Genomic DNA, 25,209 nt, shown 5'->3' with positions numbered 1-25,209 from the left:
CCGGGCGAAGGCAAGCACCGCGCGGCGGTGTCTCCGCCAATGCGCCCGGTGCGCCCCGCCGCGCGGTCTCACTCCCCCCGGCGCTGGTCGCGGTGGGCGAAGGCCGCGCGCAGTTCCGGCTCGCCGACCGCCCGCACGCCCCGCACGGCGACGGACGTCAGGAAGGACCGCTCGTCGCCGTCACCGGCCGGCCGCCGGGGCAGCGCGCCCAGCAGCCGCTGGCCGGCGGGTGAGGCCCAGCGCGAGCAGGGGTGCGCCTCGATCCGGGCGATGGCCAGACAGCTCACGGTCAGCACCAGGGGCAGCGTGAACCACAGGGCGACGAGGAACCTCGGCGTCCCTGTCTGGGCCGGCATCAGCAGCGCGGCGAGCGCCAGCGCGCACACGGCCAGGGCGGCGGCCCGCACCTGGCGGACGCCGTCCGCCACGGACGTCCGCGCGCCGTCCGGCACCGCGAGCCCCGCGCGCACCAGCCCGTCGGAGAGGCGCCGTACGGCCTCGGCGCCGGCCGCGGCGGCCCGGACCGGGGCGATCCTCGACTGGCCCTCGGGCCCTATCGCGCCTATGACGGAACGTTCGATGTCGTCGCGGCCGCGCGGGTCCACGACCGTGGCCCAGCCGGTGTGCGCGAGCAGCAGCCGCCGCTGCCGGGCCATGGAGACCATGGTGACGTCGGCGACCCGCGCCGGGCCGCCGGACAGGAACGCCGCCTCGTACAGCGTCAGATCGCGCTCCGGGTCCGTCGGGACGCCGTCGGAGTCGAGGTCCGCCGAGCGGACCGCGGCCAGGCACAGCCGGGTGCACGCGACACCGGCGAACGCCCAGGCCAGAATCAGCAGAAGGACCCAGAACATGACGTGTTTCTATGCCAGTGGCCTGGGAAACGCCATGGCCGTCCCAGCATCCGGACGGAGTGTTGCCAGTATGTGACGTTCCGTTTGACCCGCAGGTCAGGGGGCGTCGACCGGGGGCGGGGCCGTGGCGGCGGGCGGCATCGAGTACGGCCCGGACGGCGAGGGTGCGACCGGCACCGCGGATCCGGCGTCGGTGACCGGGGGCGTCGGCACGGGGGAGGGGGTGGTCGCGAGGTCCCGGGCCAGTGCGGAGAAGTCGACGTACCCGGTCGCCTCCAGGACCTTGATGTGGTCCAGCACGGTCGCGTTGGCGTCGTCGGCCAGATCGCGCACCAGCGAGTTCTGGGTGCCGGCGCGGACCTCGGCGACCAGCGAGAACACCCGGCCGTGGGCGAGGCGCAGCAGACCCGCGAACTGCCGGTCGAACTCCTGGCCCTGAGCACCGCGAAGCGTGGCGAGCCACTGCTTCTGCTGTGCGTTGGGCTCGTCGGGCAGCGGCACGCCGAGGCGGGAGGCGACGGTGCGGTCGTGCGCGTCGAGCGCGGTGTGTCCGTCGACCAGGTGCTGTCCCGCGTCCCGTACGGCCTGCGTGGTGCCCTTCTCCAGGGCCAGTTGGCCGGCCGGCAGCTCCCACAGTCCCGCCAGCCGGACCTTGGTGACGAAGTCCCGGTCCTGTTCGGACAGCGGACCGTACGGCGTGCTCACGGTCCGCGCGGTGAGAACCCGGGCGCCGGGCGTGCCGTCCTGCCGGCCGGCGTAGGACCACAGCGGGAAGAGCAGCGCCGCGGCGGTCGCCGCGAGGGCCGTGATGGTGAGCCCGGTGCCGCTGAAAACGCCTCGGCCCTTGACGGGGGGTCGCGGTCGCATGGTGCCTCCTGCACCGCACTCCGGTGCGCTGGGTGCGGGGTAGGCATATTACTGCGGGGCCGGGCGAACGGGTCACGGCGGATGGCCCGGGGCGGACCGGGCGGATCAGGACCGGCGCAGCAGCACCCGCGCCCGGGCCGCCAGTCCCCGTGGCCGGGGCGCCGGGCCCGCGCGGTGCAGCCACCACTCGCGCAGTTCGCGCCGGGTCCCCGGGTCGTCCGGGCGGCCCAGCTTCAGCAGGTGCCCCGCGAAGTCCAGCGCGTCCCGGCGGTAGCCGCCGCTCATCGGCAGGCTCCGGGCGTACGCCAGGAACGCCGCCCGGTACCCGTCCCCCAGGATCACCGGCAGCTCGGGCGCCACCTTCGCCACCACACCCGCCCGCTTCGCCGCGAGCGCCCGAGCCTGCACCCCCATCCGGGCCCCGTCGAACCCCTCCGGCACCGGCGTCCCGGCCACCAGCGCGGACAGCACCGCGGCCTGCGCGACACCGAGCCGCTGCCGCACCCCGTCCCCGGCCGGAACCGTGCCGGTCACCGCCGCAGCCGTGCCGTCCGCCGCCGCAGCCGTGCCGTCCGCCGTCGTGGCCGTGGAGGTCACCGCCGGACCGCCGCTTCCCGTCCGGCTGCCGTCCGCTGTCGTGGCCGTGAAGGTCACCGCCGGAGCACTGCCTCCCGTCCGGCCGCCGTCCACCGCCGGACCGCCGCCCGCGGTCCGGGCCTCCGGCATGTCCGGCGTTCCCCTCCCCGTCGAGCGGGCCGCCCCCGCCGCCACGGCGTCCCGGACGACGTCCAGCTCCCGCTGCAGCTCGGCCGGCCCGGGGAAGTCGTCGTCGCGTTCCAGCAGCACCCCGGGCGGCGCGACGCGGGACGCGAGGTCGGCCAGGATGTCGAGCACGGGACGCGGCACGGGGTGCGCGTGGCTGTCGTGCCAGACGCCGTCGCGTTCGAACCCGCCCGCGACGTGCACGTACGCGATGGCCTCCAACGGCAGTGCGGCGAGGGCCGCCACCGGGTCCTCGCCCCGGTTGACGTGGTTGGTGTGCAGGTTGGCCACGTCGACGAGCAGCCGTACGCCGGTGCGTTCGACCAGTTCGGACAGGAACTGCCCCTCGGTCAGCTCCTCGCCCGGCCAGGAGAACAACGCGGCGATGTTCTCGAGGGCCAGCGGCACCGGCAGCGCGTCCTGGGCGATCCGCACGTTCTCGCACAGCACGTCCAGCGCGTCCCGGGTGCGCGGCACGGGCAGCAGGTGTCCGGCCTCCAGGTGCGGGGAGGCGGTGAGCGCGCCGCCCGCCCGTACGAACGCGATGTGCTCGGTGACCAGGGGCGCGCCGAGCGCCGCCACCCGCTCGGCGAGTGCAGCCAGCCGTCCCGGACCGGGCCGCTCGGCCCCGCCGAGGCCGAGGGAGACGCCGTGCGGGATCACGGTCACGCCCCGCTCGCGCAGCCGCAGCAGCGACTCGGGGAGGTGGCCGGGGCAGACGTTCTCCGCCACGACCTCCACCCAGTCGATGCCCGGCATGGCCTCCACGGTGTCCGCGATCTCCGGCCGCCAGCCGATCCCCGTCCCCAGTCGCGGCATGACCGCACCCCCTCCTCCGAATGACGGGGGTATGGCCCCACCGGGGACCGCCCAACCCTGAGCGGCGTGCGTTCAGAGCAACATTTGAGCTTCGCGGCGGCTACCGCCGCAGCGCGGGATGGTCGGCGACGACCGTGCAGGAGCCGGGGGCGATCTCCGTGAAGCCCGCGTCGCGGACCAGCGGCAGCGCGCCGTCCGTCAGCCGGGGCCAGTCGGCGGAGGCGGCGGTGCGCACGGACAGCGGGAAGCCCTCCTCGCGCCAGGTGTCGCGGTCGCCGGGGGACAGGGCCCACCAGGCGAGCTGGGCGCCGTGCCCGGCCTGCGCCATCGTCTTGCCGGCCGACATCTCCAGTTCCGGGTTGAGCCACAGCACGGGCCGGGCGCGGTCGGCGCCGGCCGGCGGCTCCGGGTCGTCCAGCTCCGTTCCGGACACCTGGAGCTTCGCCAGGTCCTTGGGCCAGCCGTCCAGCGGGACCGGCGGGAAGACCCGCACCTCCGCGGACTTGCCGGTCACCGTGATGCCGGGCAGCGCCTCGGCGCGCCGCCACTCCGCGCCGCGGGCCCGCCGCACGACCTTGCGGATCCGGGCGTCCTCCCAGTTCCGTACCGCCTCGGCCCACTCGCCGTCCCCGAGGGCCCGCTGGTCGCTGAGCATCAGCAGCACGGCGCGGGCGGCGGTCTCCAGCGCGTCGGTACGGGCGGGCGGCGCGCTCTTCTCGATCCGCACGACGAGCGGCAGCACGAACTGCGGCGCCTCGTCGCGCGGGTTGCGCTCGGCCTGGAAGGGGCTGTCACCGGGGGCGGCTGCGGCTCGACTCACAAGGGCCCAGCTTACGAGGCGCCCGGCCCGGCCGGGTCCCCGGCCCCGGGCCGCGCCGGGAGTGCGTACGGGTCCTCGCGCGCCGCCCACGGCGCGGCTCAGCCCGAGCAGGCGGTGCGCTGGGCCTCCTGCCACTCGCACGGCGGGCACAGGGTGATGCCCTTGTACGACTCCGGGTACTCCGTGGGCTCCCGGCACAGTACGCACTCGGCGTACGGCGGTCCGTCGGCCTCGGGCGGGCGGGCGGCGTCGACGATCATGCAGTAGGTCTCGTCGTCCTTCTCGGTCATGCCTTCAGGGTAGGACGGTCACCGGTGACCCTTGGTCTCCCCGATCAGCTCGGAGACCTTCACGAACCGGTAGCCCTGTCTGCGCAGCTCGGGGACGACCGCGCGGACCACGCGCTCGGTCGTGGGGGCGGCGCTGCGGGTGCAGTGCATGACGACCACCGAGCCCGGCTTGACGCCGTCCAGGACCTGCTTGGCGACCGCGTCCGCGTCCGTGGCGAACGCGTCCCCGCTCACCACGTCCCACTGCACCGCGGTGACCCCGGTCCCGCTGAGCGCGCGCAGCGCCTGACGGTCGTAACAGCCGCCCGGGAAGCGGAAGTACGGCAGCGGGTTCGACACGCCGGCCTTGCGCAGGGCGGCGTACGCCCGCTCGACGTCCTTGCGCATCCCGGCCGCGCCGACGGTCGGCAGGCCGTAGCAGTCGCCGGTGAAGGCGTAGTGGCTGTAGGAGTGGTTGGCGACCTCGAACTGCGGGTCGTGGCCGAGGGAACGGGCCTGGGCCGGGTACTGCTCGGCCCACCGCCCGGTCATGAAGACGGTCGCCGGGACCTTCAGCAGGCGCAGGGTGCCGATCAGGTCCGGGTTGTCGAAGTGCTCGCCGGAGGCGGCGCGGGGGCCCTGGTCGGCGGTCATGTCGGCGTCGAAGGTCAGCGCGACGGTCTTGCCGAGATCGCGCGGGCCGTGCTCGAACACCGGGGTCAGGCCGCCCGGGCCCGCGGCGAGGACCGGAGGCCGCGGGGCGGACGGGGAGACGGAGGGGGCGGGGTCGGTGTGCGCCGGGCGGGCCGGTCCGGGGCTGCCCGCGGTACCGCAGGCGGCGAGGGCCGCGCCGAGGGCGCAGAGGGCGGTGAGGCGGCGTACGGAAGCGATCACCGTATGAAAATAGGACTTAGCGGTCCGTCGATGGGTGAATCGCCCGCGGCGCGGCGGCGCCGTCACCCGCGCGGCGGGCGCCCCCTCACAGGTCCCGGTGCTCCAGCGGCCGCACCGCCGGGCCCTCGATCACCCGGCCGTCGACGCCGAAGCGGGAGCCGTGACAGGGGCACTCCCAGGCCTGCTCGGCCCGGTTGAACGCGACCAGGCAGCCGAGGTGGGTGCAGCGTGCGGAGAGCGCGCGCAGAGTGCCCTCTTCGTCGCGGTGCACGGCCAGGTGCCTGCCACCGGACCGGATCACGGCGCCCTCCCCGGGCGCCAGGTCCTCCGGGGAGCCCGGCGCGCGCAGCCGGTCGCCGACGAAGTGCCGGGCCACCTGGGCCTGCGTCTTCAGCAGTGCCGGCGCCTCGCGCAGCACCGACTTCACCCGGCGCGGGTCGTACAGCTCGCTCCAGGGGCGGTCCTCGCCGGTGATCAGCGCCGTCAGCAGCAGCCCGGCCATGATCCCGCCGCTCAGCCCCCACCCGCCGAAGCCGGTGGCGACGTAGGTGTGGCGGGCGCCCGGGTGGAAGGGGCCGACCATCGGCACGGTGTCGGTGGAGTCGATGTCCTGGGTGGCCCAGGCGTACTCCAGGGCCACTCCGGGGAAGTGCTCCCGGGCCCACGCGGCGAGCCGTGCGAAGCCCGCCTCCGGGTCGCCGGTGCCGGGGGTGAAGTGCTCGCCGGTGACGACGAGCAGCCGCCGCCCGTCGGCCCCGTGCGGCGCGGTACGCACCGAGCGGGTGTTCTCCTCGGGCGTGATGTACATGCCCCCGGGGTCGGGCCCGTCGCCGAGCGGCCCGGCGACGACCAGTTCCCGGCGGGGGGAGAGCCGGGAGAAGAGCAGCGCGCGGTCGAAGACCGGGTAGTGGGTGGCGATCACCACGTCCCGCGCGGTCACCGTGTGGCCCGCCGCGGTGGTCAGCCGGCACGGCTCGCCGCCCTCGGCCAGGCCGACGACCCGGGTGTTCTCGTAGACCCGCCCGCCGCGCGCGAGCAGGTCGGCCGTGACGGCACGCAGGTACTTCAGCGGATGGAACTGCGCCTGCCCCGCCACCCGCACCGCGCCCGCCACCGGGAACGGCAGCCCGGTCTCGGTGGTGAACGAGGCGTCCAGCCCCGCCTCGCGCGCGGCCTCCGCCTCGGCCCGCAGCTCTGCCACCCGCTCGTCGTCCCGGACGAAGGTGTACGCGTCCCGGGCCTCCCACTCGCAGTCGATGCCGAGCCCGGTCACCAGCGCGGCGGCGTGCGCGATCGCCTCCGACTGGGAGCGGGCGTACAGCCGCGCCCCCTCGGGTCCGCGGGTGCGCCGCAGCCGGTCGTAGACCAGCGTGTGCTGCGCGGTCAGCTTCGCGGTGGTGTGACCGGTGACCCCGGCCGCCACCCGGCCGGCCTCCAGCACCGCCACCCGCAGTCCGGACCGGGCGAGTTCGTGGGCGGTGCTCAGCCCGGCCATGCCCGCGCCGACCACGGCCACGTCGGCTTCGGTGTCCTCCGTCAGGGCGGGGTACGACGGCCCGGGGGCGGTCCGCAGCCAGTACGACTCGGTGACCTGTCCGATCTCGCGCATGGCCGCCGGGTACCCCGCCCGGGACGCCTCACGTCTCCTCCGGCAGCCGCGGGGCCTGGCGCTGTCCGGCGTCCCCGTTGGGGGCGGGAAGCTGCCCGAGCTGCTGGCCCCTCTCCAGGAAGTGCAGCAGTTCCACCGGGATGGGCAGCACCAGGGTCGAGTTCTTCTCGGCCGCCACCGCCATCACCGTCTGCAGCAGCCGGAGCTGGAGCGCGGTCGGTGTGTCGGACATCTGCTGCGCGGCCTCGGCCAGCTTCTTGGAGGCCTGCAGTTCGGCGTCCGCGTTGATGATCCGGGCCCGGCGCTCCCGGTCGGCCTCGGCCTGGCGGGCCATCGACCGCTTCATCGTGTCCGGCAGGGACACGTCCTTGATCTCCACCCGGTCGACCTGGACGCCCCAGCCGACGGCCGGGCTGTCGATCATCAGCTCCAGGCCCTGGTTGAGCTTCTCCCGGTTGGAGAGCAGATCGTCCAGGTCGCTCTTGCCGATGATCGAGCGCAGCGAGGTCTGCGCCATCTGGGACACCGCGAACTTGTAGTCCTCCACCTTCACCAGCGCGCTCACCGCGTCGACCACGCGGAAGTACACGACGGCGTCCACCCGCACGGTGACGTTGTCCCGGGTGATGCCTTCCTGGCCGGGCACCGGCATCGTCACGATCTGCATGTTGACCCTGTGCAGCCGGTCCACGAACGGGATCACCAGCGTCAGGCCCGGATCGCGTACTTCGCCCAGCACCCGCCCGAGCCGGAAGAGCACGCCCCGCTCGTACTGCTTGACCACACGCGCCGCCATCGCGAAGACGACGAGGCCGACGCACGCGGCGGCCACCACCGCCCCCACCAGCTCCTGGAACATGATGACCTCCTCACCCAGAGGTCTGCTTTTTGTCCACTGCTGCAACCATATGCCCGAGTACGGGCAGATTCCACGGCCCGGACGGACCGGGTCCGGGCCGGGGCGCCGAGGGGCGTCGGCGCCCCGCCCGGGGCCGGTGGCCGCGGCCCTCAGGCCGTCGGCGCCCCGGCCGCTCCACCCGGCGCGGCCCGCGCCGCCGGCGCCGTGACCCGGACCGGTTCGGTGCCCGCCGAGCTGTGCCGTTCGGCCCAGTTCTCCAGGGCCTTGCGGCAGGCGTGGTCGAGGTGGGTGAGGCCGGCCAGGTCCAGCCGGACCGGGCGGTCCTGGGGCAGCGACTCCAGGCTGTCGAGGATCTTCGGCAGCCGCAGGAAGGTCGCGTTGCCCGACAGGTACGCCTCGACCGGGCCCGCGCCCTTGTCGACGACCTCCAGCCTGAGGTGTGAGGCCTCCCAGGCCGTCTTCACGACCGCCAGCGCGAGTCCGATGAGGACGCCCTCGAACATGCTGACCGCCACGATCGACACCGCGGTGACGCCCAGGATCAGCGCCTCCCCCCGGTGCTCGCGCCACAGCGCGGCCAGGGCCCTGACCGGCACCAGCTTGGCGCCGGCATGGATCAGGACGCCGGCCAGGGCCGGAACCGGGATCAGGGCGAGCACGCCCGGCAGCAGGGCGGCGAACAGCAGCAGCCACACCCCGTGCATCACCCGGGAGGCCTTGGTGCGGGCGCCCGCCTGGACGTTGGCCGCGCTGCGCACGATCACCGCGGTCATGGGCAGCGCGCCGAGCAGCCCGCACACCGTGTTGCCCGCGCCCTGCGCGATCAGCTCCTTGTCGTACGCGGTGCGCGGCCCGTCGTGCAGCCGGTCCACGGCCGCCGCGCTGAACAGCGACTCGGCGGACGCGATCAACGCGAACGCGACGATCGTGCCGAGCAGCGCGGGACTCGCCAGTCCGGCGAAGGCGCTCAGCGGCGGCGGCTGGACGGAGGCCAGCAGCCCCTGCACCTCGACGGTCGCCACCGGCAGGCTCAGCCCGGCCGCGGCCACCGTGGCCAGGCCCACCGCGGCGAGCGGACCGGGCACCGTACGCATCCCGGCCGGCGCGAGCCGCCACAGCACCAGGACCGCGACGGTGCCCGCGCACAGGGCGAGCGAGGCGAGCGCGGGGCCGTCGCCGAGGGCCCGCACGAAGGCCCGGGGCAGCCCCGCCACCTTGCCCAGGCCCGAGTCGGGGGCCTTGGCGGCCAGGGCCGGGTAGAGCTGGCCGGCTATCAGCACCAGCCCGATCCCGGCCAGCATGCCCTCGACCACGGAGACCGAGATGGCCCGGAAGTACCGGCCGAGCCCGAGCGTGCCCATGAGCACCTGGAGCAGACCGGTGGCGAGCACGATCACGCCGAGCGCCGGCAGCCCGAACTCCTTGACCGCCTCGAAGACGAGCACGGTCAGTCCGGCGGCCGGTCCCGACACCTGCAGGCTGCTGCCGCGCATCAGCCCGGTGACGAGGCCGCCCACGATGCCGGTGACGAGCCCGAGCTCGGCCGGCGCCCCGGAGGCGACGGCCACGCCCACGCACAGCGGCAGCGCGACCAGGAAGACGACGAGGGAGGCGGCGAAGTCCCGCCGCAGATGGGGGAAGCGGGATATGAGCCATGCGTTCGTCATCGGCGCGCTCACAGGGCTTCGAAGGTGTCGGTCTGCGGGCGGTGCGTCCGTACTGCGCCGGTGTGCACCTCGTAGTACCAGGCGTGCAGGGCGATCCGGCCCTCCGCCAGCCGCCGCTCGACGCACGGGTACGAGCGCAGCCGCAGCAACTGGGTGAGGACATGGCTCTGGACGCCCTCGGCGACCTCCGGGTCCTCGGCCCCGCCCGCCGGGCGGGCGGCGGCGTGCGCCAGCCAGTCGCGCACGGCGGGTACGGCGGTCAGGTCGTCGCCGCGCACCAGCGCGCCGACGGCGCCGCAGTGCGAGTGGCCGCAGACGACGACGTCGCGGACGCCGAGCACCTCCACGGCGTACTCGATGGTGGCGGCCTCGCCGGTGGGCCGCTGCGAGGCGTAGGGCGGGACGATGTTGCCCGCGGTGCGCAGCTCGAAGAGCTCGCCGGGGCGGGCGCCCGTGATCAGGGCCGGGACGACCCGGGAGTCGGAGCAGGTGATGAACAGGACGTCCGGGGACTGGCCCGCGGCGAGGTCGGCGAACTCCTCAGGGCGCTGTCCGAACGCACGGGCGTTGTCGATGAGGGGCTGCATGTGTGTGGTCTCCTCCTGGCGCGCCGCACCGGCGCGTCGGGCTTGCACGACGGTCGTGGGGGGACGAGCCGGCTCTCAGCGGCGGAAGACCTGGAGCGCTGCCGGGGAGTGGGCTCTCGATGATCTCGTGGTGCTCAGGTGCGGGTCACCGGCCGGGGCCGGTGGCCGCGGGGCGGCCGTGCGCCGGGATATGAGCGGGTGCTCCCGCGCGCATCCGGCTGCGGGCGCGCGGTGCCGGTCCCGGATGCGCGGGGTGCCGGTGGAACCCTTCGCGGCGCCCGGCTCACGGCACGGCTCCGCCTGCTCGGCGGGCGGCTGCGCGGAGGACGAGGTTCCGGCCCAGGCCTTGGCCTCTGCCTCACCATGGGTGTGCGCGGCTGCGAAGGTTCCGGCGGCGGCGAAGAGCTGAAGGGCGAGCAGGGCGGCGGCGAGGAGGGGGAGCGCGGTCCTGGCCGTCCTGCCTCGGAACATGCGCCCCCCTCTCCGGAATTCACTCCTCTTGCGCACACCAAGCGTTGGTCAACAGATGGTCAAGAAACACGTTAACCCCGCGAAGCCCTTTGCAGGGTTAACAAGCGGTTAAGCGCGCAAGAGAGCGTGAAAAGTGCGGGTCGGATGGCGTGAACCGGTCCCTGACCCGCCGGGGTTCGAGCGGACGTTCGGCCCCGCCCCGAGGTCGCGGGCTACCGGTCGACGAGGCCCTTGGCGTCCCGGGCCAGCGCGGTGAGCCGGGATATCGCCCGGAAGTACTTCTTGCGGTAGCCGCCGTTCAGCATCTCCTCGCTGAACAGCCGGTCGAACGGCAGCCCCGAGGCCAGCACCGGCACCTCGCGGTCGTACAGCCGGTCCGCCAGCACCACCAGCCGCAGCGCCGTCGACTGGTCCGGCACCGGGCGCACGTCGGTGAGGCACACCGCGTCCAGCCCGTCCGTCAGCGCGCCGTACCGGCTCGGGTGCACCTTCGCCAGGTGCTCCAGCAGGTGCGGGAAGTCGTCCAGCGAGGCGCCCGGGGTGGCGTAGGCGGCCTTGGTCACCTGCTCGTCGGTGAACGGCGCCGGAGCCTCGGGCAGGCCCCGGTGGCGGTAGTCCTCGCCGTCGATCCGCAGCGTGCGGAAGTGGGCGGACAGGCCCTGGATCTCGCGCAGGAAGTCGGCGGCCGCGAACCGGCCCTCGCCGAGCTTGCCGGGCAGCGTGTTGGAGGTGGCGGCGAGCGCCACGCCCGCCTCGACCAGCCTGCCGAGCAGCGTGGAGACCAGCACCGTGTCGCCCGGGTCGTCCAGCTCGAACTCGTCGATGCACAGCAGGCGGTGGTTGCTGAGCGTCTGCACCGTCTGCTGGAAGCCGAGGGCGCCGACCAGGTTGGTCAGCTCCACGAAGGTGCCGAACGCCTTGAGCGCGGGCTCGGCCGGAGTGGCGTGCCACAGGGAGGCGAGCAGGTGGGTCTTGCCGACGCCGTAGCCGCCGTCCAGGTAGACCCCGCGCGGGCCGGCCGGGGCCTTGGGCGCCTTCGCCCGGCCGAGACCGAAGAAGCCCCGCCTGCCGGCGCCCGTGGCGTGTGCGCCGCCGAGCCCGGCCGCGAAGCCCTCCAGCACCCGGACCGCCTCGGTCTGGCTGGGCTGGTTCGGGTCCGGGATGTAGGTGGCGAAGCGCACCGAGTCGAAGCGCGGCGGCGGCACCATCTCGGCGACCAGCCGGTCCGCGGGGACGTGCGGCTCGCGGGCGGCGAGGGAGATCGGGCCCGCGTCGGTCAGGGGGCTGGAGCCATGGGCTGCGGTGGAGGACGACACGGTTACCCATGCTAAGCGCCGTGTCACACTGCACGGCATGCGACGCCTGTTCCCTGTGACCGACGAAACAGCAGCCCAGGCCGGGGAGTGGAGCCTCGCCGAGCTGGCCGCCGCCTACGCCTACCCGCGGCCCCCCGCCGGCGCCCCGCGGCCGTGGCTGCGCGCCAACATGGTCTCCACCCTCGACGGCGCCGCCCAGCACGAGGGGCACTCCCAGCCCATCTCCAGCGCGGCCGACATGCGTGTCTTCGGCACCCTGCGGGCGCTCGCGGACGTGGTCGTGGTCGGCGCGGAAACGGTACGGCAGGAGGGGTACCGGCCCGCACGCGCGCGTGCCGAGTTCGCGGCGGCCCGGCAGGCCGCCGGCCAGGGCCCGGCCCCGGCGGTCGCCGTCGTCACCGCCGGTCTTGAGCTGGACTTCTCCCTGCCGCTGTTCACCTCGCCGCTGGTGCCGACCCTGATCCTGACCGGCGCCGCCGCGGCCCCGGACCGGGTCGCCGCCGCCGAGAAGGCCGGCGCCAGGGTGGTCGTCGCCGGTGAGGGCATGGGCGTCGACCCCGCCCGCGCGGTCAGCGCCCTCGCCGGCCTCGGGTACACCCGGCTGCTCACCGAGGGCGGTCCCCGGCTGCTCGGTCAGTTCGTGGCCGCGGACGTCCTGGACGAGCTGTGCCTGACCGTCTCGCCGATGCTCACCGCGGGCGACGCGCAGCGCATCGCCGGGGGGCCGTCCGTCGCCGTCCCGCGCCGCTTCTCGCTGGTGTCCCTGCTGGAGGAGGAAGGGTTCCTGTTCAGCCGGTACGGCCGGTCCTGAGGCGGGGACGGCCGGTTCCGAGACGGCTGCGGTGGGCGCTGGAACGGCGGAATGCCCCGTTCTGTCCCGTCGCGTCGAGGGCAGACTGGGGCTGTCCGGTGTGATCCACCGGACAGCCCCCCAGTGCGGTCTACCCGTGCGATCACGGGGCAGGATGGTTTCCGCAGGGCCCCGCAGGGCCCACGGGAGGAGAGAGGCGCCGGGTGTTCACTAGCGTTCTGATGATCGAGAAGGCCTTGTCGTCCGTCGACGTGGAGTTCGTCACCACGCTGCACGGGGACGAGCCGGTCTCGTTCCACGTGCTGCTCCAGCCGCGCGGTGACCAGGACCGCCTGCTGCGGGCCATCGACGACATCGCGCTCGGCGAACTGGACGACGCCGTGCGCGAGGGCAGGACGCCGGAGGGCGAGGCGGCCAAGGAGCCCGCCGAGAAGGCGCTGGCGGTCTCCCTGCGCGCGCTGCGCGCCGCCGGCAGCGAGGCGCAGGGCCGGCTCGTGGAGGACCATCCGCTGGACGCGCTCAAGTCCCTCGTCGGCGAGGTGGGCGCGGACGAGGTGATCGTGCTGACCGCTCCGCACTACGTGGAGGAGTTCTTCCACCGGGACTGGGCCTCCCGGGCCCGGCACAAGGTGGGCGTGCCGGTGCTGAAGCTCTTCGCGCACGGCGAGGACTGACCCGGCGGCGGCCGGGGTCCGGCGCCCGCCTGCGCCGGGGGCCGGGCGCGAGCGCATAGGCTAGGCACGCTCAGCCCGTACCGGATCTTGGGAGAAACGCGCATGGCACCCGGACTTCCTGCCGCCATGGACCGACCGCACTTCATCGGCATCGGCGGCGCCGGGATGTCGGGGATCGCCAAGATCCTCGCCCAGCGCGGCGCCGAGGTGGCCGGCAGCGACGCCAAGGACTCGGCGACCGCCGAGGCGCTGCGGGCGCTCGGCGCGACCGTCCACATCGGGCACGCCGCCGGGCACCTCGCCGACGACGCGAGCTGCGTCGTGGTGTCGTCCGCGATCCGCGGGGACAACCCCGAGCTGGTGCGCGCCGCCGAGCTGGACATCCCGGTGGTGCACCGCTCCGACGCGCTCGCCGCGCTGATGGAGGGGCTGCGGCCGATCGCCGTCGCCGGCACCCACGGCAAGACCACCACCACGTCCATGCTGGCCGTCTCCCTCGGCGAACTGGGCCTGCGGCCGTCGTACGCCATCGGCGGCGACCTGGACGCCCCCGGCTCCAACGCGCTGCACGGCGAGGGCGACATCTTCGTCGCCGAGGCCGACGAGTCGGACCGCAGCTTCCACAAGTACGCGCCCGAGGTCGCCATCGTCCTCAACGTCGAGCTGGACCACCACGCCAACTACGCCTCGATGGAAGAGATCTACGAGTCCTTCGAGGCCTTCGCCGGTCGCATCGTGCCCGGCGGCACGCTGGTGATCTCCGCCGACCACGAGGGCGCCCGCGAACTCACCCGGCGGCTGTCCGGCACGGTGAAGTGCGTGACCTACGGCGAGGCCGCGGACGCGGACGTGCGGGTGCTCTCCGTCGTCCCGCAGGGGCTGCGCAGCCGGGTGACCGCGGTGCTCGACGGACAGGAGCTGACCTTCACCGTCTCCGTCCCCGGACGGCACTACGCCCTCAACGCCGTCGCCGCGCTCACCGCGGGCGCCGCGCTCGGCGTGCCGGCCGACGGCCTCGCGTCCGCGCTCGCCGCGTACACCGGCGTCAAGCGGCGCCTGCAGCTCAAGGGAGAGGCGGCCGGGGTGCAGGTGATCGACTCCTACGCGCACCACCCCACCGAGATGACCGCCGACCTTGAGGCCATGCGCGCCGCCGCCGGCGACGGGCGCATCCTGGTCGTCTTCCAGCCACACCTGTTCTCCCGCACCCAGGAGCTGGGCAAGGAGATGGGCCAGTCGCTGGGGCTCGCCGACGCCTCGGTCGTGCTGGACGTCTACCCGGCCCGTGAGGACCCGATCCCCGGGGTGACCAGCGAGCTGATCATCGAGGCCGCGCGCGCGGCCGACGCCGACGTCACCGCCGTCCACGACAAGGCGGAGATCCCGGCGGTGATCGCGGGAATGGCGAAGCCCGGTGATCTCGTTCTCACCATGGGCGCGGGCGACGTGACCGACCTGGGCCCGAAGATCCTGGACCGCCTGTCGCAGCAGTGAAGGGGCTGAGACTCATGTCGTACAGCGTCGAGAAGCCGGACGAGCAGTGGCGGGCGGAGCTGACCCCGGCCGAGTACGCCGTGCTGCGCCAGTCCGCCACCGAGCCGGCGTTCACCGGTGAGTACACGGACACCAAGACCGAGGGCGTCTACTCCTGCCGTGCCTGCGGCGCCGAACTGTTCACCTCGGACACCAAGTTCGCCTCGCACTGCGGCTGGCCGTCCTTCTACGACCCCAAGGACACCGACGCCGTCGAGCTGATCGAGGACCGCTCGCACGGCATGGTCCGCACCGAGGTGCGCTGCGCCCGCTGCGGCTCCCACCTCGGCCATGTCTTCGAGGGCGAGGGCTATCCGACCCCGACCGACCAGCGGTACTGCATCAACAGCATCTCGCTGCGGCTGGCGCCCGCCGAGGGCTGAGGCCACGGCCCGGCGCGCCCCCCGGCCGCCGGGCCTCGGGCGTGCCGGGCGGGCACCGCTCCGGCCGCCCGCGGTGACGCGGAACCAGCGTCACCGGACCGCCGACTGGACGGCCGGATGCAGCGCCGGGCTCCAGCAGTTCCAGGGCCAGGCCGCCGCGGCCCTGCCCGCGGCGCGCGAAGCGGGCGCGCCGCCGAACGCTGACCGCCGCGCCCTCCCGGGAGCGGACGCCACGGCGAGGACGCGAGCCGTCCCCGGCCCGCCCGGCCGGCGGACCACCGTACGGAACGCGGGCGTGGGGCCGGTTCGGGCACCGTCCGGGCGTGGCCGTATGTCGTGGTCCCGGCGTGCGGCCATCTTTCGCAACCCGTTCGATTGGGTAACCATGACAGGGGACGGGTGTGCTGTCGTCAAAAAGGGGGACGAGCCGTGGATCTGTCGGCAGCCGATGTCGAGACCGAGTTGGTGGATCTCTCGGAGGTGCCGTTGGCGGCAGTCGGCTCCCTGGCGTCCGCGGGTCTGACCATGGAGGCCCGGCGCCTGCTCGCGCTCGTCGACAACCCGCCCACGCTGGGGAGTTCGTCGAGCGCCAACTGCTAGCGCGGGCCCGGGACAATGTGTCGCCGGACGGCCGCGCGGCGAGGCGCCGTGCCGGGCGGCGCGAGCCGGTGAACCCTTTCAGGTCACAGCACCGGGCGGCACTCGTCCTGAGCCGGTCCATGGTGAGGAGAACCATGACGGACGCGGGCACCACCCTCTCCGGCGGGAGGAACGGAGCCGGATCCGGCTCGCGACCGGCCGCCGGGCCACGGCACCGGCTGCGGGGCGGGCACTTCCTGCAGCTCGCTCAGGGCGGCGGCGGCCGGGACGCCGTCGCCGCCCTCCGCTCCGCGCAGCGCAGCCGACGGCTGGTGCTGCTGCGAGCGCTGGTGGAGAGCGCGGACCGGTGCGTCCCGTGGCACGCGTCGCTGCCCGCAGCCCAGGAGGCCTGGGACCTGCTGGCCGCCGCCGAGAACGCCGACCGCGAGGCCGTGGAATCCGTCCTGCTCCACCCCAGCGTGGGCGGCTGGCTGGCCCGCACCCTGCGGGAGCTGCGCGCCGAGGGGGAGGCCGGGCCGGCGCCCTCAGCGCTGCGGGACGCCGCCCGGGTGCACGCCCTGGCCGCGGCGGCGGCCCTCCGGGCCCGCGTGCCGTTCCGCACCGCCGTCCCGCTCACGGAGCACGGCGTGGTGCTTCCCGCACTGGGGTACGTGACGCTTCCCGGGCACCCCGCGGACCCCGTCGCCGAGGTGTTCCGCGACCACCGCGGCTCCGGCGTGCGGTGTTCCTCGGGAACCGTCCCCTTACCCGCCGACCTCACCCGTGACGCCCCCGGCTGGTGGGCGCTGCGGCGGCTGGGGTCACCCGGCGCCGAGCCGGCCGGCGCACCGCTGCTGGACGATCTCGATCCCTGGCGGCACTTCCTGCGCAGACTGCCGGTCGAGCGGCTGGACGAGGACGAGGCGCGGGACTGGCGACGGCTCTACGCGGAGGCCTGGCCGCTGGTGGCCGAGCAGCGCCGGATCGATCCCGAAGGCCTGGCGGACTGCCTGCTGGCCATCACCCCGCTGCCCGACCGCAGCCCCGCGGAGGTCTTCAGCGGCAGCGACCCCGAGGCCTTCGGGGGTCTGCTGCTGACCAGACCCGCCCAGCCCGTGGACCTGGCCGTCGCCCTGGTCCACGAGGCACAGCACAGCAAGCTCAGCGCGCTGATGGACCTGGTCACGCTGGTGCGCGGCGGACGGGAGGAGACGCACTACGCGCCCTGGCGCGCGGACCCCAGACCGCTGCGCGGGATGCTGCACGGCGTCTACGCGTTCCTCGGCGTGGCCGCCTTCTGGTTCGCGCTGCGGGAGCGGCCCGGCCTCACGGACGCCGAACGCGCGACCGCGGACTTCGAGGGCGCGCTGCGCAGGGGGCAGGTGGAGGAGGGCCTGGGCACGCTGTGGGCACGGGCGGAACTGACCGAAGCCGGTGAGCGGTTCCTGCGCGCCGTGGAGGGCTCGCTCGCCGCCGTGCTGAAGGAGACGGTGCCGGCGGCGGCGGCGCGGGCCGCCGAGGAGGCCCGCGACGACCACCGGATGGTCTTCCGCCTCTCCCAGTTGCGCTGCGACGGCGCGCAGGCCGAGGCCTGGGCCGACGCCGTCGCCGACGGCACACCGGCACCGCCCGCCTTCCCCGGCGTCTCCCTGCGGACGGGACCGCTCACCCCGGACGTCCGCACCCGGCTGGTGCGGATCCGCGTCGGCGACCGCGAGCGCTTCGACCGCCTGCGCGCGGATCCGGGCAGCGTCGGCGCGTCCCCGGCGGACTACGCGTGGGCCGCGGGGGACCGCGCCGCGGCACAGGACGGATACCGCCGGCTGATCGCCGAGAACCCGGCCGACCCCGCCGCCTGGGCCGGACTGGCGCTCAGCCTGCCCGAGGGCCGGGCCCGCGGCCTCCTCCTGCACCGGCCGGAACTGGTGGCCGCCGTGCACCGGCTGCTGCTGCGCCGGGGCCGCCCACTGCCGCCGCAGACGCTCGCCGCGCTGATCGCCGAGGCGGCCGCCTCCGGCGGAACACCCGACTGAACGGCGACACGGGCGCCGAGTCGGTGGGACTTCCAGCCGAACCGGCGGACCGCCCGGCTGAACGGCGAAACGGTCGGCGAGCAGGTGGAACGCCCGGCTGAACGGCGAAGCGCCCGGCGAGCAGGTGGAACGCCCGGCTGAACCGGCCGACCCGGCGGACTGCCCGCCGACCAAGTGGAGCGTCTGGCTGAACCGGCGGACCGCCCGGCCCGAACCGGCGGGCGGCCCGGCTGAACCGGCGCAATGCCCGGCTGAGCGGCGCAGCGCCCGCCGAGCATGTGGAACGTCCGGCTGAACCGGCGGACCGCCCGGTCGGGCAGGCGGAGGGTCGCGTCGCGGGGGCGTGGCGAGGCTGCCGGGCCGCCCGGTGCGCCGGGCGGCCCCGCGGTCAGCGGTGCACCTCCACGTCGCAGTCCGCGCGCATGCCGCGGGCGCATCCCACGGTGGCCGGGTGGCTGTTGCCCAGGACGGAGCGGTAGCGCTCCAGCGTGTCCGCGTGCAGGCGCTGGGCCTCCTCGACACGGCCGAGGGCCCGCAGGTCGAGCGACAGGTTCATCGAGCACGCGAGCGTGGCCGGGTGGTCGTCCCCCAGCCGCGTCCGGCACAGGGGCAGCGTGCGCTCGTCGATCGCGAGCGCCTCGGCGTAGTCGGCGAGCGTGTAGTGGTCGCTCGCCAGGTTGATCGCGATGCCCAGCGAACCCGGGTGCTCCGCCCCCAGGGCGGCACAGTGCGCCTCGTAGGTCTCCTTGTCCGCGGCGAGCGCCTCGTCCACCTCGCCGATCAGCCGCCGCGTCACCGCCAGGTCGGCGGCGGCGGCGAGCGTGTAGGGATGCCCCGGCCCAAGCAGGTCCCGCAGCGTGTTCAGGCACTGTTCGCCCACGGCACGGGCCTGCTCCAGGTCCGCGTTCTGCCGCAGGTCCATCGAGAGGTTGAGCACGGTCGCGGCCACGTTCAGGTTGCGCTCGCCGAACTTGCTCCGGTACTGCCGCAGGGTCTCCTCGTTCAGTTCCAGCGCGCCGGCGTGGTCCCCGGCCTTGCGGCGGGCCACGGCGAGGGTGCGGGCGGCGATCAGACTCACCGGGGCGGCACGGTCCTTGATGACGCTGCGGACCCGGTGCAGGGTCTCCTCCTGCATCTCCCGGCTGCGCAGGTAGTCGCCGGACTCCCGCACGTCGATGGACAGGTTGCTGTTGATCAGCAGGGTCAGCAGGGCGTCGTACCCGAGCGACCTCAGGGCGGCGTCCCGGGCCTGGGAGTCGATGTCCCGGGCCTGCGCGTACTTCCCGACCAGCCGCAGCGCCAGGGCGTAGTCGTTGGCGGCCGCCAGCAGCGTGGGGTCGCCGTCCTCGAACACGCGGACGGCGCGGCGCCAGCGGTCCTCCTCCAGCTCCACCGAGGCGCCGAAGTCGCCGCGGATCTGCATGCTCTGGGACACCGAGCCGATGGCGGCGAGCGTGTCCGGGTGATCGTCCCCGACGCTGTCGCGCAGCAGCCGCAGACTCCTGTCGTTGAGTTCCGAGGCCTCCCTGAAGTGGCCCAGGGCACGCAGGGTGTGCCCGAGCGTCCCGGCCACGTTGAGGGTCTGCAGGTCGGTCTCGCCGCGGCGGGCGTTCCAGGCCTCGACCACCTCGCGGCCGTACTCCGCGCAGGTCAGGTTGTCGCCCGAGCGGTGCAGGTAGCGGATGATGTTGACCACCATGTCCCGCACCCAGCCGTCGTCGCACTCCAGGGCGCGCGAGAAGCGCGCGTGGACGAGCAGTTCCGCGTAGCGCGGCCAGTTGGCGGGGGCCACGTCCACCGGGTCGTAGTTGGCGAGCAGGATGTGCGCGGCGTGGCGCATGTCGGCCTGCTCCTGGAGGGACATGCGGCCCACGAGGACGGCGCGCACCAGGCGGTGCATCTGGACGGTGCCGTCGCGGTGGTTGATCCTGATCAGGGAGTACCGGTTGATCTCCCGGATCGCCTCGCCGAGTTTGACCGGGTTGCGCAGCACCTGGGTGAGTTCGGCGGGCAGTTCGACCCCGCGGACGCCGGCGAAGATCCGGCGGGGGATCGGCTCGGGCGCGAAGAAGGAGCAGACCTGCAGCAGCTGATGGGCCCCGGGATGCCGCTCGGCCAGCCGGCCGAGGGACATGTTCCAGGCGGCCGCGACCGGCTCCGGGTAGTCCACCGGCACGCCGGCGGCGAGGAGTTCGCTGCGCTGGGAGTCCAGCTCCGCGCGTTCGTCCTCGAAGATGTGCAGGTACTCGTCCGCGGGCATGCCGGTCTCCGACAGCCAGGCGGCGGCCTGCTCCAGGGCGAGGGGGAGGTTGCCGAGGGCCTGGGCGATCCGTGCCGCCTGCTCCCGCTGCAGCTCGGGGCCGCGCCGCGCGAGCAGCTCGATGCTCTCCTCGGTGGTGAACACGTCGATGTCGACCGTCCGTGCGATGCGGCCCCACTGTGCGTTGCGTGAGGTCACGAGGATCTTGCCGGCGTTCTGCGCGGGGAAGAACCGCCGTACCACGTCGGGGTCCTCGGCGTTGTCGAAGACCAGCATCCAGCGGCGGTAGGGGCGGCCGGAACCGAGCGCGGAGAGCACCGTCGCGATGGTGATCTCCTGCTCGCCGCCCGTCTCCAGGCCGAGCGCCGCGCCGAGCTGGGTGAGCGACTGGCGGATCTGCTCCGGGCGCTCGGCGGAGATCCACCAGATGACGTCGTACTCCAGCGCGTGCTGGTGCACGTACTCGATGGCGATCTGCGTCTTCCCCACGCCGCCCAGACCGTGCAGCGCCTCGGGCAGCACCGCGGTAGCGCCCTCCGTGGTCAGTCTGTGGTGGAGCGCCGCGAGTTCTCTCGACCGCCCGGTGAAGCTCGGGTTCCGGGGCTGGACGTTCCACACGGCCGGGTCTCCGGCCCGACGCTCCTCCGTCGGCGGAGAGCTCCGGACGAGGGGGACTGACACTGGTGCTCCTCTTATCGAATCATCTGACGCATCGGGCACGTCACGTATGCCGGTCGATGGCGCATCCGCCGTGCGATCGCCCGCCGCCCCGACCTGGGGTTGATCCATGCCCGAATTACGGCTGTTTGTCACGTCTATCACCTCGGACTGGTCGGTCTGAGCCGGGAATGCGGAAGCGGACTGGTCCAAACGGCGTCCGAGCACGCGCGACGATTCCAGGTAGGGACCGCTCAGCGCCCGGGTCACCTTCACCTGGACGTGCGCGTAGGGGATGAGCCGTTCGGGTAACGGGAGGTCGCCCGGGGAGGCCCGGGGGTCGTCCAGCAGGGCGCCGAGTTCCCGCAGCGGCTGCCACCTGCGGCCCAGCCGTTCCAGGGTGCTGCGCAGGAGGTAGCGGGTCTCGTCCCTCGACTCGGCTGCGGACAGCATCAACTCCCGCACGCCGTCGTGGAATTCGTAGGCCACGTCCAGCTCGTCGAGCGGGTCGGGCCCGACCCTGCGCAGCAGGCCGCCCAGCATGACCTCGGCCAGTTCGCCGGGGCCCGTCCGCGCTCCGCCGGTACGCAGCAGGTGTTCCATGGTCGGGATGTTGAGCGGGATGGCGGCCAGGCGCGCGGCCAGTTCCCAGGCGGCCGGGCTCGCGTCGGCCCGGAACCGCGACACCCGCTCCAGCGGGTCCCGGGGCGGCTCCCCGGCGGCGGCCGGGTCCGGATCGCGGCCCGCGCCGGGCGAGGTCACCCACACGTCGTGCGCGCCGGGCGCCAGCCCCGTGGCCAGCCGGGCCCAGCGGCCGAGCCACGCCGGGGCCAGTTCCAGCACCGGGACGACCGCCGTGTCCGTGCCGCCGCGCACCTGCCAGACGCTGTTGGGCGCGCCGGGCCCCGGGACACGGACCCGGGCCAGGCGCGCGGGCAGGCCGGTGCGGTGCCACAAGGCCTCGCCCAGCACGTTCACGACGGCCACCGAGGCGTGCCGGGTCCACTCTGAGAGCAGCCGGGCCGCCCGTCCGCCGCGCCAGCCGGGCCCGACGCCGTCGGTCACCAGGAACACCACCTGGCGTCCCCGGTCGGGCAGCCGCACGGTCAGCGGCGAACGCCCGACGCGCCAGGGCGGCCCGGACTCCTCCATCCGGTCCCCGTCGAGGGTGTGCACCCGGATGTCGCGGAACGCGCCGGTGTGCCGCAGGACCTGCTCGAACTCGGCCACGGTGCGCCGCCAGACGGTCATCGACGAGCTGACGTCGGCGACCAGCACGGCGTCCATCCACCGCTCCCGCAGCGGCCGGAACTGCGGCACCCAGCGCAGGCTCAGGGCCGTGGACTCCGCGGTCGCCTCCTCGTCCAGCTCGGTCCGCGTGGCCGACGCGGTGGCCCGCTTGAAGGGGCGTAACGCCCGGGTCAGCTCACGGGCCCGGATCGGGGGCCAGGCCGCCCGGTGCGCCGGCGCGTGCGGTCCGCCGCCGGACGCGACGCCGTCCGGCGCCGGTCCGGCCGGGGCGCCGAGCAGCGCGTCGGCCCGCGCGGCGCCGTCCGGGTCCGGGGCGTACGCCGGCGGGTCGCCCTCCTCCCGGGCGGCGCCCGGCTCGGGCGGCGCGGGGGAGGGCGGAGCGCCGTTCTCCTCCTCCGCTCCCCGGGCGTCGGCCGGCGGGTCGTCCGCCTCCGGTTCCGGCCGGGCCGGCGGCGGGCCGTCCGCCCCGTGCTCGCCGGTGCCCTCGCCCGCCCCGACGGCCAGCAGGATCAGCGCGTCGGCGATCTCGGACCAGGAGGCGCCGAACGGCCCCGGCTCCACGGGGGCCGGTTCGGCGCCGCCGCCTCGCGTCACGGCTCTCTCACGCCGTCGAGCCGGTGCCAGACGGCCCGCAGCAGTGCCTCCCAGTCGGCGCCACGGGAGTAGGCGCCGGACGTCGCCAGCCAGATGGAGTTGAGCAACTGGTCGGTGGCCAGGCCGTTCTCCTGCGCGCTGCGCTCGGCGAACAGGCGGATGAGCTCCGCGACCCGGGGATCGTCGTCCCGTGACCCGAGATGCGCGGTCACGATGTCGGCCAGCCGGTCCCGCTCGGGTTCCCTGACGTGCAGGTGCAGACAGCGGCGCAGGAAGGCGGGCGGGAACTCGCGTTCGTCGTTGCTGGTGATGACGACGAGCGGGAACTCCCGGCACCGGACCCGGCCGTCCCGGACCGCGACCGTGCGGTCGGGGTCGTCGGACCGCACCTGGACCACCGGCCGGTGGCCGCGCAGCCGGGCCAGCTCGGGGATCGTGAACTCGCCCGCCTCGAAGACGTCGAGGAGGTCGTTGGGCAGGTCCATGTCGCTCTTGTCGAACTCGTCGACGAGCAGCACCCGGGGAAGCGCGTGCGGCAGCAACGCGGTTCCCAGCGGGCCGAGTTCGAGGAAGGCGCCGATGTCGGACGACGGCGCGTCACCGTCGCCGGACGGCCCGCCGGCCGGCGCCGTGGCCCCGGAGTCCGACGTGGCGGCCGCGTGGATCCGGCCCACGGCGTCGTAGCGGTAGAGACCGGAGGAGAGGGTGGTCCGGGAGGTGACCGGCCAGCGCAGCACCCGTCCCAGCCCCAGCTCGCGGCTGATGCGGTAGGCCAGCGACGACTTGCCCGTGCCGGGACGCCCGGTGACCAGCAGCGGACGGCGCAGGATCAGCGCCGCGTTCACCAGGTCGACCTCGGTCGGGTCGGCCACCATGCCCTCGCGGGTCGCCCCGAGCCTGCGCCGCAGCTCGGCCTCGTCCTGCGGCGGCGCGGGCGGTTCCAGCGGCGCCCGCCCACCGCCGTCCCCGTGCCCGTCCGCGGACGCGGCGGAACCCGTGAACGTCCGCCAGGGCGGGGCCGGGGGCAGTACGTCGGCCAGCTCGATGTCGCGCAGCGGCAGGCCGGTGCCCCGGTAGATCCACCAGGGCCGCGGAAGGCGCGCCGAACCGGCCCCCGTGCCGTTCCCCTCGAATTGGGCAGCGCCGGTCATCGACCGTCCACCCCCTGGTCCGGTCCCGTCAACGGCTGAGGGTTCTCGACCGGCCTCGTCGGGTCGTCCCACAGGAGTACCAGATGGCGCCCCGGATGATCGTCGCGGCCGGTCAAGGAACCCCCGTGGGCTTCGGTTCGCAATTCTGTCACGGCCTCGCGGAGCCCTGAAAGGTCGCGGAGCAAGGCGTTGTCGTACTGCACAACGTCCGGCGGTGCGCTCAGGTCACGTGTGTCCCGCGAATCCCACAGGAGGGCGGGCACCCCGCACCGCAGGGCGACGAGTGCTTCCCGCGCCCCCTCGCCCGCGCCCTCCGGCGGCCGGGACAGCACGAGGCAGCCGACCGACCTGTCCCCCTTCAGCCGGGCGTCGAGCCCGGACACGTCCCCGCACCGCGGGTCCTCGGGCCGCCGTCCGCCCACCACGAGCGGCCGGGCCAGTTCGGGGGTGTCCCGGACCGCCGCCCAGCGCTGCCGCCAGGGGCGGGCCCAGCGGGGTGTCCTGCTGCGCTGCAGGCTGCGCACGACGACGCAGTACCCGACGCTCAGGTAGGACACCGGATCGCTGTCGAGCTCGGTGCGGAAGCGGTGCACCGGCAGCGTCAGGTCGTCCGTGCCCAGCAGGAACTCCACGTGGATGCGGTCGGCGTCCCGGGCCCAGTCCTCGTCGGCCGCGAACACCAGCCGCTCGACCTCGCGTTCCGCCTCGGCCAGCGTCACCTCCACGCTCCCCTCCTGCCGTGGACGCCAGGAGTCCGGGGCGTCCGGGTCGTAGTGGCGCCACGAGGTGAGGAGGTAGCGCCCCGGTTCCTCCCTGCGCAGCAGCCGCACCACCAGGTAGGCGTGGCCCGGCTCCGGGCTGGAGGCGTACGCGGCCTGCTGCCGCAGGCTGCGCAGTTCGGTGAGCAGGGACAGGGCCTGCGCCTGGGTGTCGTTCCAGGCCCGCAGCGCGAAGCTCCGGTCGTGCGGGGCCTCGGCGGCCACGAACTCCACGAAGGCCAGGGTGGGGGGCAGCCCGTCCGGGCGGGCGTTGAGCCGGCTCAGCCCCTCGAAGGCGCTCCAGGCGTCGGGATAGGGGGGCACCGCCCGCAGGTCGGCCACGGCCCTGCGGCACAGCGAGGGCAGGTTGGGCGGCGCGAACCCGAGGAGCAGCGGCCGCAGCGAGAGCACCTCGTCGACCGGGAGGGCGGGGTCGGCGAGCAGGTCGTCGGTCAGCGCACGGATCTCGTCGACGTCCTCGTCGAAGGCGGTGAGCGCCTCCAGCAGCGCCCGCATCGTCCTCGGGTTGTCCAGGCACACCGAGGCCAGTTCCAGGAGGAAGTAGTGCGCCACGTCGTACTCCCGGACCGGCGGAGGGGTGCCGAGCTCCTTGGCCATGAGCCGCAGGCACAGCGCCCTCGAGCCGCGCTCCTGTAAGCTCGCACACCTGCCCAAGGCTTCCGCAAACTCCCGTACGAGTCCGAGACCGCCGCCCCCGTAGGCAGTCATCT

General features: G+C 74.5%; 21 protein-coding genes. 6 read left to right on the top strand and 15 right to left on the bottom strand.

Features of this window, described 5'->3' with window-relative positions; genetic code table 11:
• Positions 1-68 precede the first annotated feature (68 nt).
• The 12 genes from ACFQ9Z_RS07280 to zapE all read right to left on the bottom strand — a co-directional run bounded on the left by ACFQ9Z_RS07280 (position 69) and on the right by zapE (position 11,794).
• A complete protein-coding gene (locus ACFQ9Z_RS07280) occupies positions 69-854 on the bottom strand; it encodes a TIGR04222 domain-containing membrane protein (protein WP_383012168.1) in 786 nt (261 codons plus the stop codon).
• 96 nt (positions 855-950) lie between these two features.
• A complete protein-coding gene (locus ACFQ9Z_RS07275; protein WP_383012165.1) occupies positions 951-1,721 on the bottom strand; it encodes a DUF4142 domain-containing protein in 771 nt (256 codons plus the stop codon).
• A gap of 105 nt (positions 1,722-1,826) precedes the next feature.
• Positions 1,827-3,302, bottom strand: a complete 1,476-nt coding sequence (locus ACFQ9Z_RS07270) for a DUF692 domain-containing protein (protein WP_383012162.1) — start codon at positions 3,300-3,302, stop codon at positions 1,827-1,829.
• Between the two features lie 100 nt (positions 3,303-3,402).
• Entirely contained in the window at positions 3,403-4,122 is a 720-nt protein-coding gene (locus ACFQ9Z_RS07265; RefSeq protein WP_383012159.1) for an aminoacyl-tRNA hydrolase, read from the bottom strand.
• 98 nt (positions 4,123-4,220) lie between these two features.
• The gene (locus ACFQ9Z_RS07260) at positions 4,221-4,412 is read right to left on the bottom strand and encodes a hypothetical protein (RefSeq protein ID WP_281294982.1); all 192 of its coding nucleotides are present in this window, start codon (positions 4,410-4,412) and stop codon (positions 4,221-4,223) included.
• A gap of 18 nt (positions 4,413-4,430) precedes the next feature.
• Positions 4,431-5,285, bottom strand: coding sequence for a polysaccharide deacetylase family protein (locus ACFQ9Z_RS07255; protein WP_383012155.1), 855 nt, complete (start codon positions 5,283-5,285; stop codon positions 4,431-4,433).
• An 85-nt stretch (positions 5,286-5,370) separates the two neighbouring features.
• The gene (locus ACFQ9Z_RS07250; RefSeq protein ID WP_383012152.1) at positions 5,371-6,894 is read right to left on the bottom strand and encodes an FAD-dependent oxidoreductase; all 1,524 of its coding nucleotides are present in this window, start codon (positions 6,892-6,894) and stop codon (positions 5,371-5,373) included.
• 28 nt (positions 6,895-6,922) lie between these two features.
• The gene (locus tag ACFQ9Z_RS07245; protein WP_383012149.1) at positions 6,923-7,753 is read right to left on the bottom strand and encodes a slipin family protein; all 831 of its coding nucleotides are present in this window, start codon (positions 7,751-7,753) and stop codon (positions 6,923-6,925) included.
• A gap of 149 nt (positions 7,754-7,902) precedes the next feature.
• Positions 7,903-9,420 (bottom strand): SulP family inorganic anion transporter, encoded by a 1,518-nt coding sequence (locus ACFQ9Z_RS07240; protein WP_383012146.1) that lies wholly within the window; start codon positions 9,418-9,420, stop codon positions 7,903-7,905.
• Positions 9,421-9,428: 8 nt separating this feature from the next.
• Complete coding sequence (locus ACFQ9Z_RS07235) at positions 9,429-10,007, bottom strand: carbonic anhydrase (protein WP_383012143.1); 579 nt, start codon at positions 10,005-10,007, stop codon at positions 9,429-9,431.
• A 75-nt stretch (positions 10,008-10,082) separates the two neighbouring features.
• Complete coding sequence (locus tag ACFQ9Z_RS07230; RefSeq protein WP_383012140.1) at positions 10,083-10,478, bottom strand: hypothetical protein; 396 nt, start codon at positions 10,476-10,478, stop codon at positions 10,083-10,085.
• Positions 10,479-10,690: 212 nt separating this feature from the next.
• The gene (gene zapE / locus ACFQ9Z_RS07225) at positions 10,691-11,794 is read right to left on the bottom strand and encodes a cell division protein ZapE (RefSeq protein WP_383012137.1); all 1,104 of its coding nucleotides are present in this window, start codon (positions 11,792-11,794) and stop codon (positions 10,691-10,693) included.
• Between the two features lie 37 nt (positions 11,795-11,831).
• On the opposite strand from zapE, the gene ACFQ9Z_RS07220 reads away from it, so the two are divergent.
• From ACFQ9Z_RS07220 to ACFQ9Z_RS07195, 6 genes are all read left to right on the top strand, one after another.
• Positions 11,832-12,605, top strand: coding sequence for a pyrimidine reductase family protein (locus tag ACFQ9Z_RS07220; RefSeq protein WP_383012134.1), 774 nt, complete (start codon positions 11,832-11,834; stop codon positions 12,603-12,605).
• A 203-nt stretch (positions 12,606-12,808) separates the two neighbouring features.
• A complete protein-coding gene (locus ACFQ9Z_RS07215) occupies positions 12,809-13,279 on the top strand; it encodes an indole-3-glycerol phosphate synthase (RefSeq protein WP_383012131.1) in 471 nt (156 codons plus the stop codon).
• A 102-nt stretch (positions 13,280-13,381) separates the two neighbouring features.
• Positions 13,382-14,773 (top strand): UDP-N-acetylmuramate--L-alanine ligase, encoded by a 1,392-nt coding sequence (gene murC, locus ACFQ9Z_RS07210; protein WP_383012128.1) that lies wholly within the window; start codon positions 13,382-13,384, stop codon positions 14,771-14,773.
• A gap of 14 nt (positions 14,774-14,787) precedes the next feature.
• On the top strand, positions 14,788-15,195 hold the full coding sequence (msrB, locus tag ACFQ9Z_RS07205; protein ID WP_383012125.1) for a peptide-methionine (R)-S-oxide reductase MsrB: 408 nt from the start codon (positions 14,788-14,790) through the stop codon (positions 15,193-15,195).
• Between the two features lie 429 nt (positions 15,196-15,624).
• Positions 15,625-15,795, top strand: a complete 171-nt coding sequence (locus tag ACFQ9Z_RS07200; RefSeq protein WP_383012122.1) for a hypothetical protein — start codon at positions 15,625-15,627, stop codon at positions 15,793-15,795.
• Positions 15,796-15,929: 134 nt separating this feature from the next.
• Positions 15,930-17,807, top strand: coding sequence for an HEXXH motif domain-containing protein (locus ACFQ9Z_RS07195; protein WP_383012119.1), 1,878 nt, complete (start codon positions 15,930-15,932; stop codon positions 17,805-17,807).
• Positions 17,808-18,195: 388 nt separating this feature from the next.
• Here the strand turns inward: ACFQ9Z_RS07195 and fxsT are convergent, their stop codons facing one another.
• Genes fxsT through ACFQ9Z_RS07180 form a run of 3 tightly spaced genes read right to left on the bottom strand, consistent with a single transcriptional unit; the run spans position 18,196 to position 25,207 of the window.
• Positions 18,196-22,569: an FxSxx-COOH system tetratricopeptide repeat protein gene (gene fxsT, locus ACFQ9Z_RS07190; protein WP_383012116.1), complete on the bottom strand. Its 4,374-nt coding sequence runs from the start codon at positions 22,567-22,569 to the stop codon at positions 18,196-18,198.
• Positions 22,566-23,720 carry an AAA family ATPase gene (locus tag ACFQ9Z_RS07185; protein WP_383012113.1) on the bottom strand — a complete coding sequence of 385 codons (1,155 nt, stop codon included), beginning with the start codon at positions 23,718-23,720 and terminating at the stop codon, positions 22,566-22,568. Before ACFQ9Z_RS07185 ends, fxsT begins: the two co-directional genes overlap by 4 nt.
• Entirely contained in the window at positions 23,717-25,207 is a 1,491-nt protein-coding gene (locus tag ACFQ9Z_RS07180) for a hypothetical protein (protein ID WP_383012110.1), read from the bottom strand. Before ACFQ9Z_RS07180 ends, ACFQ9Z_RS07185 begins: the two co-directional genes overlap by 4 nt.
• Positions 25,208-25,209 lie beyond the last annotated feature (2 nt).

The organism is Streptomyces sp. NPDC056580, assembly GCF_042793175.1.
Lineage (GTDB): Bacteria > Actinomycetota > Actinomycetes > Streptomycetales > Streptomycetaceae > Streptomyces.
Note: the sequence above shows the minus strand (reverse complement) of the source record. Positions and strands in the feature narration are given on the sequence as shown.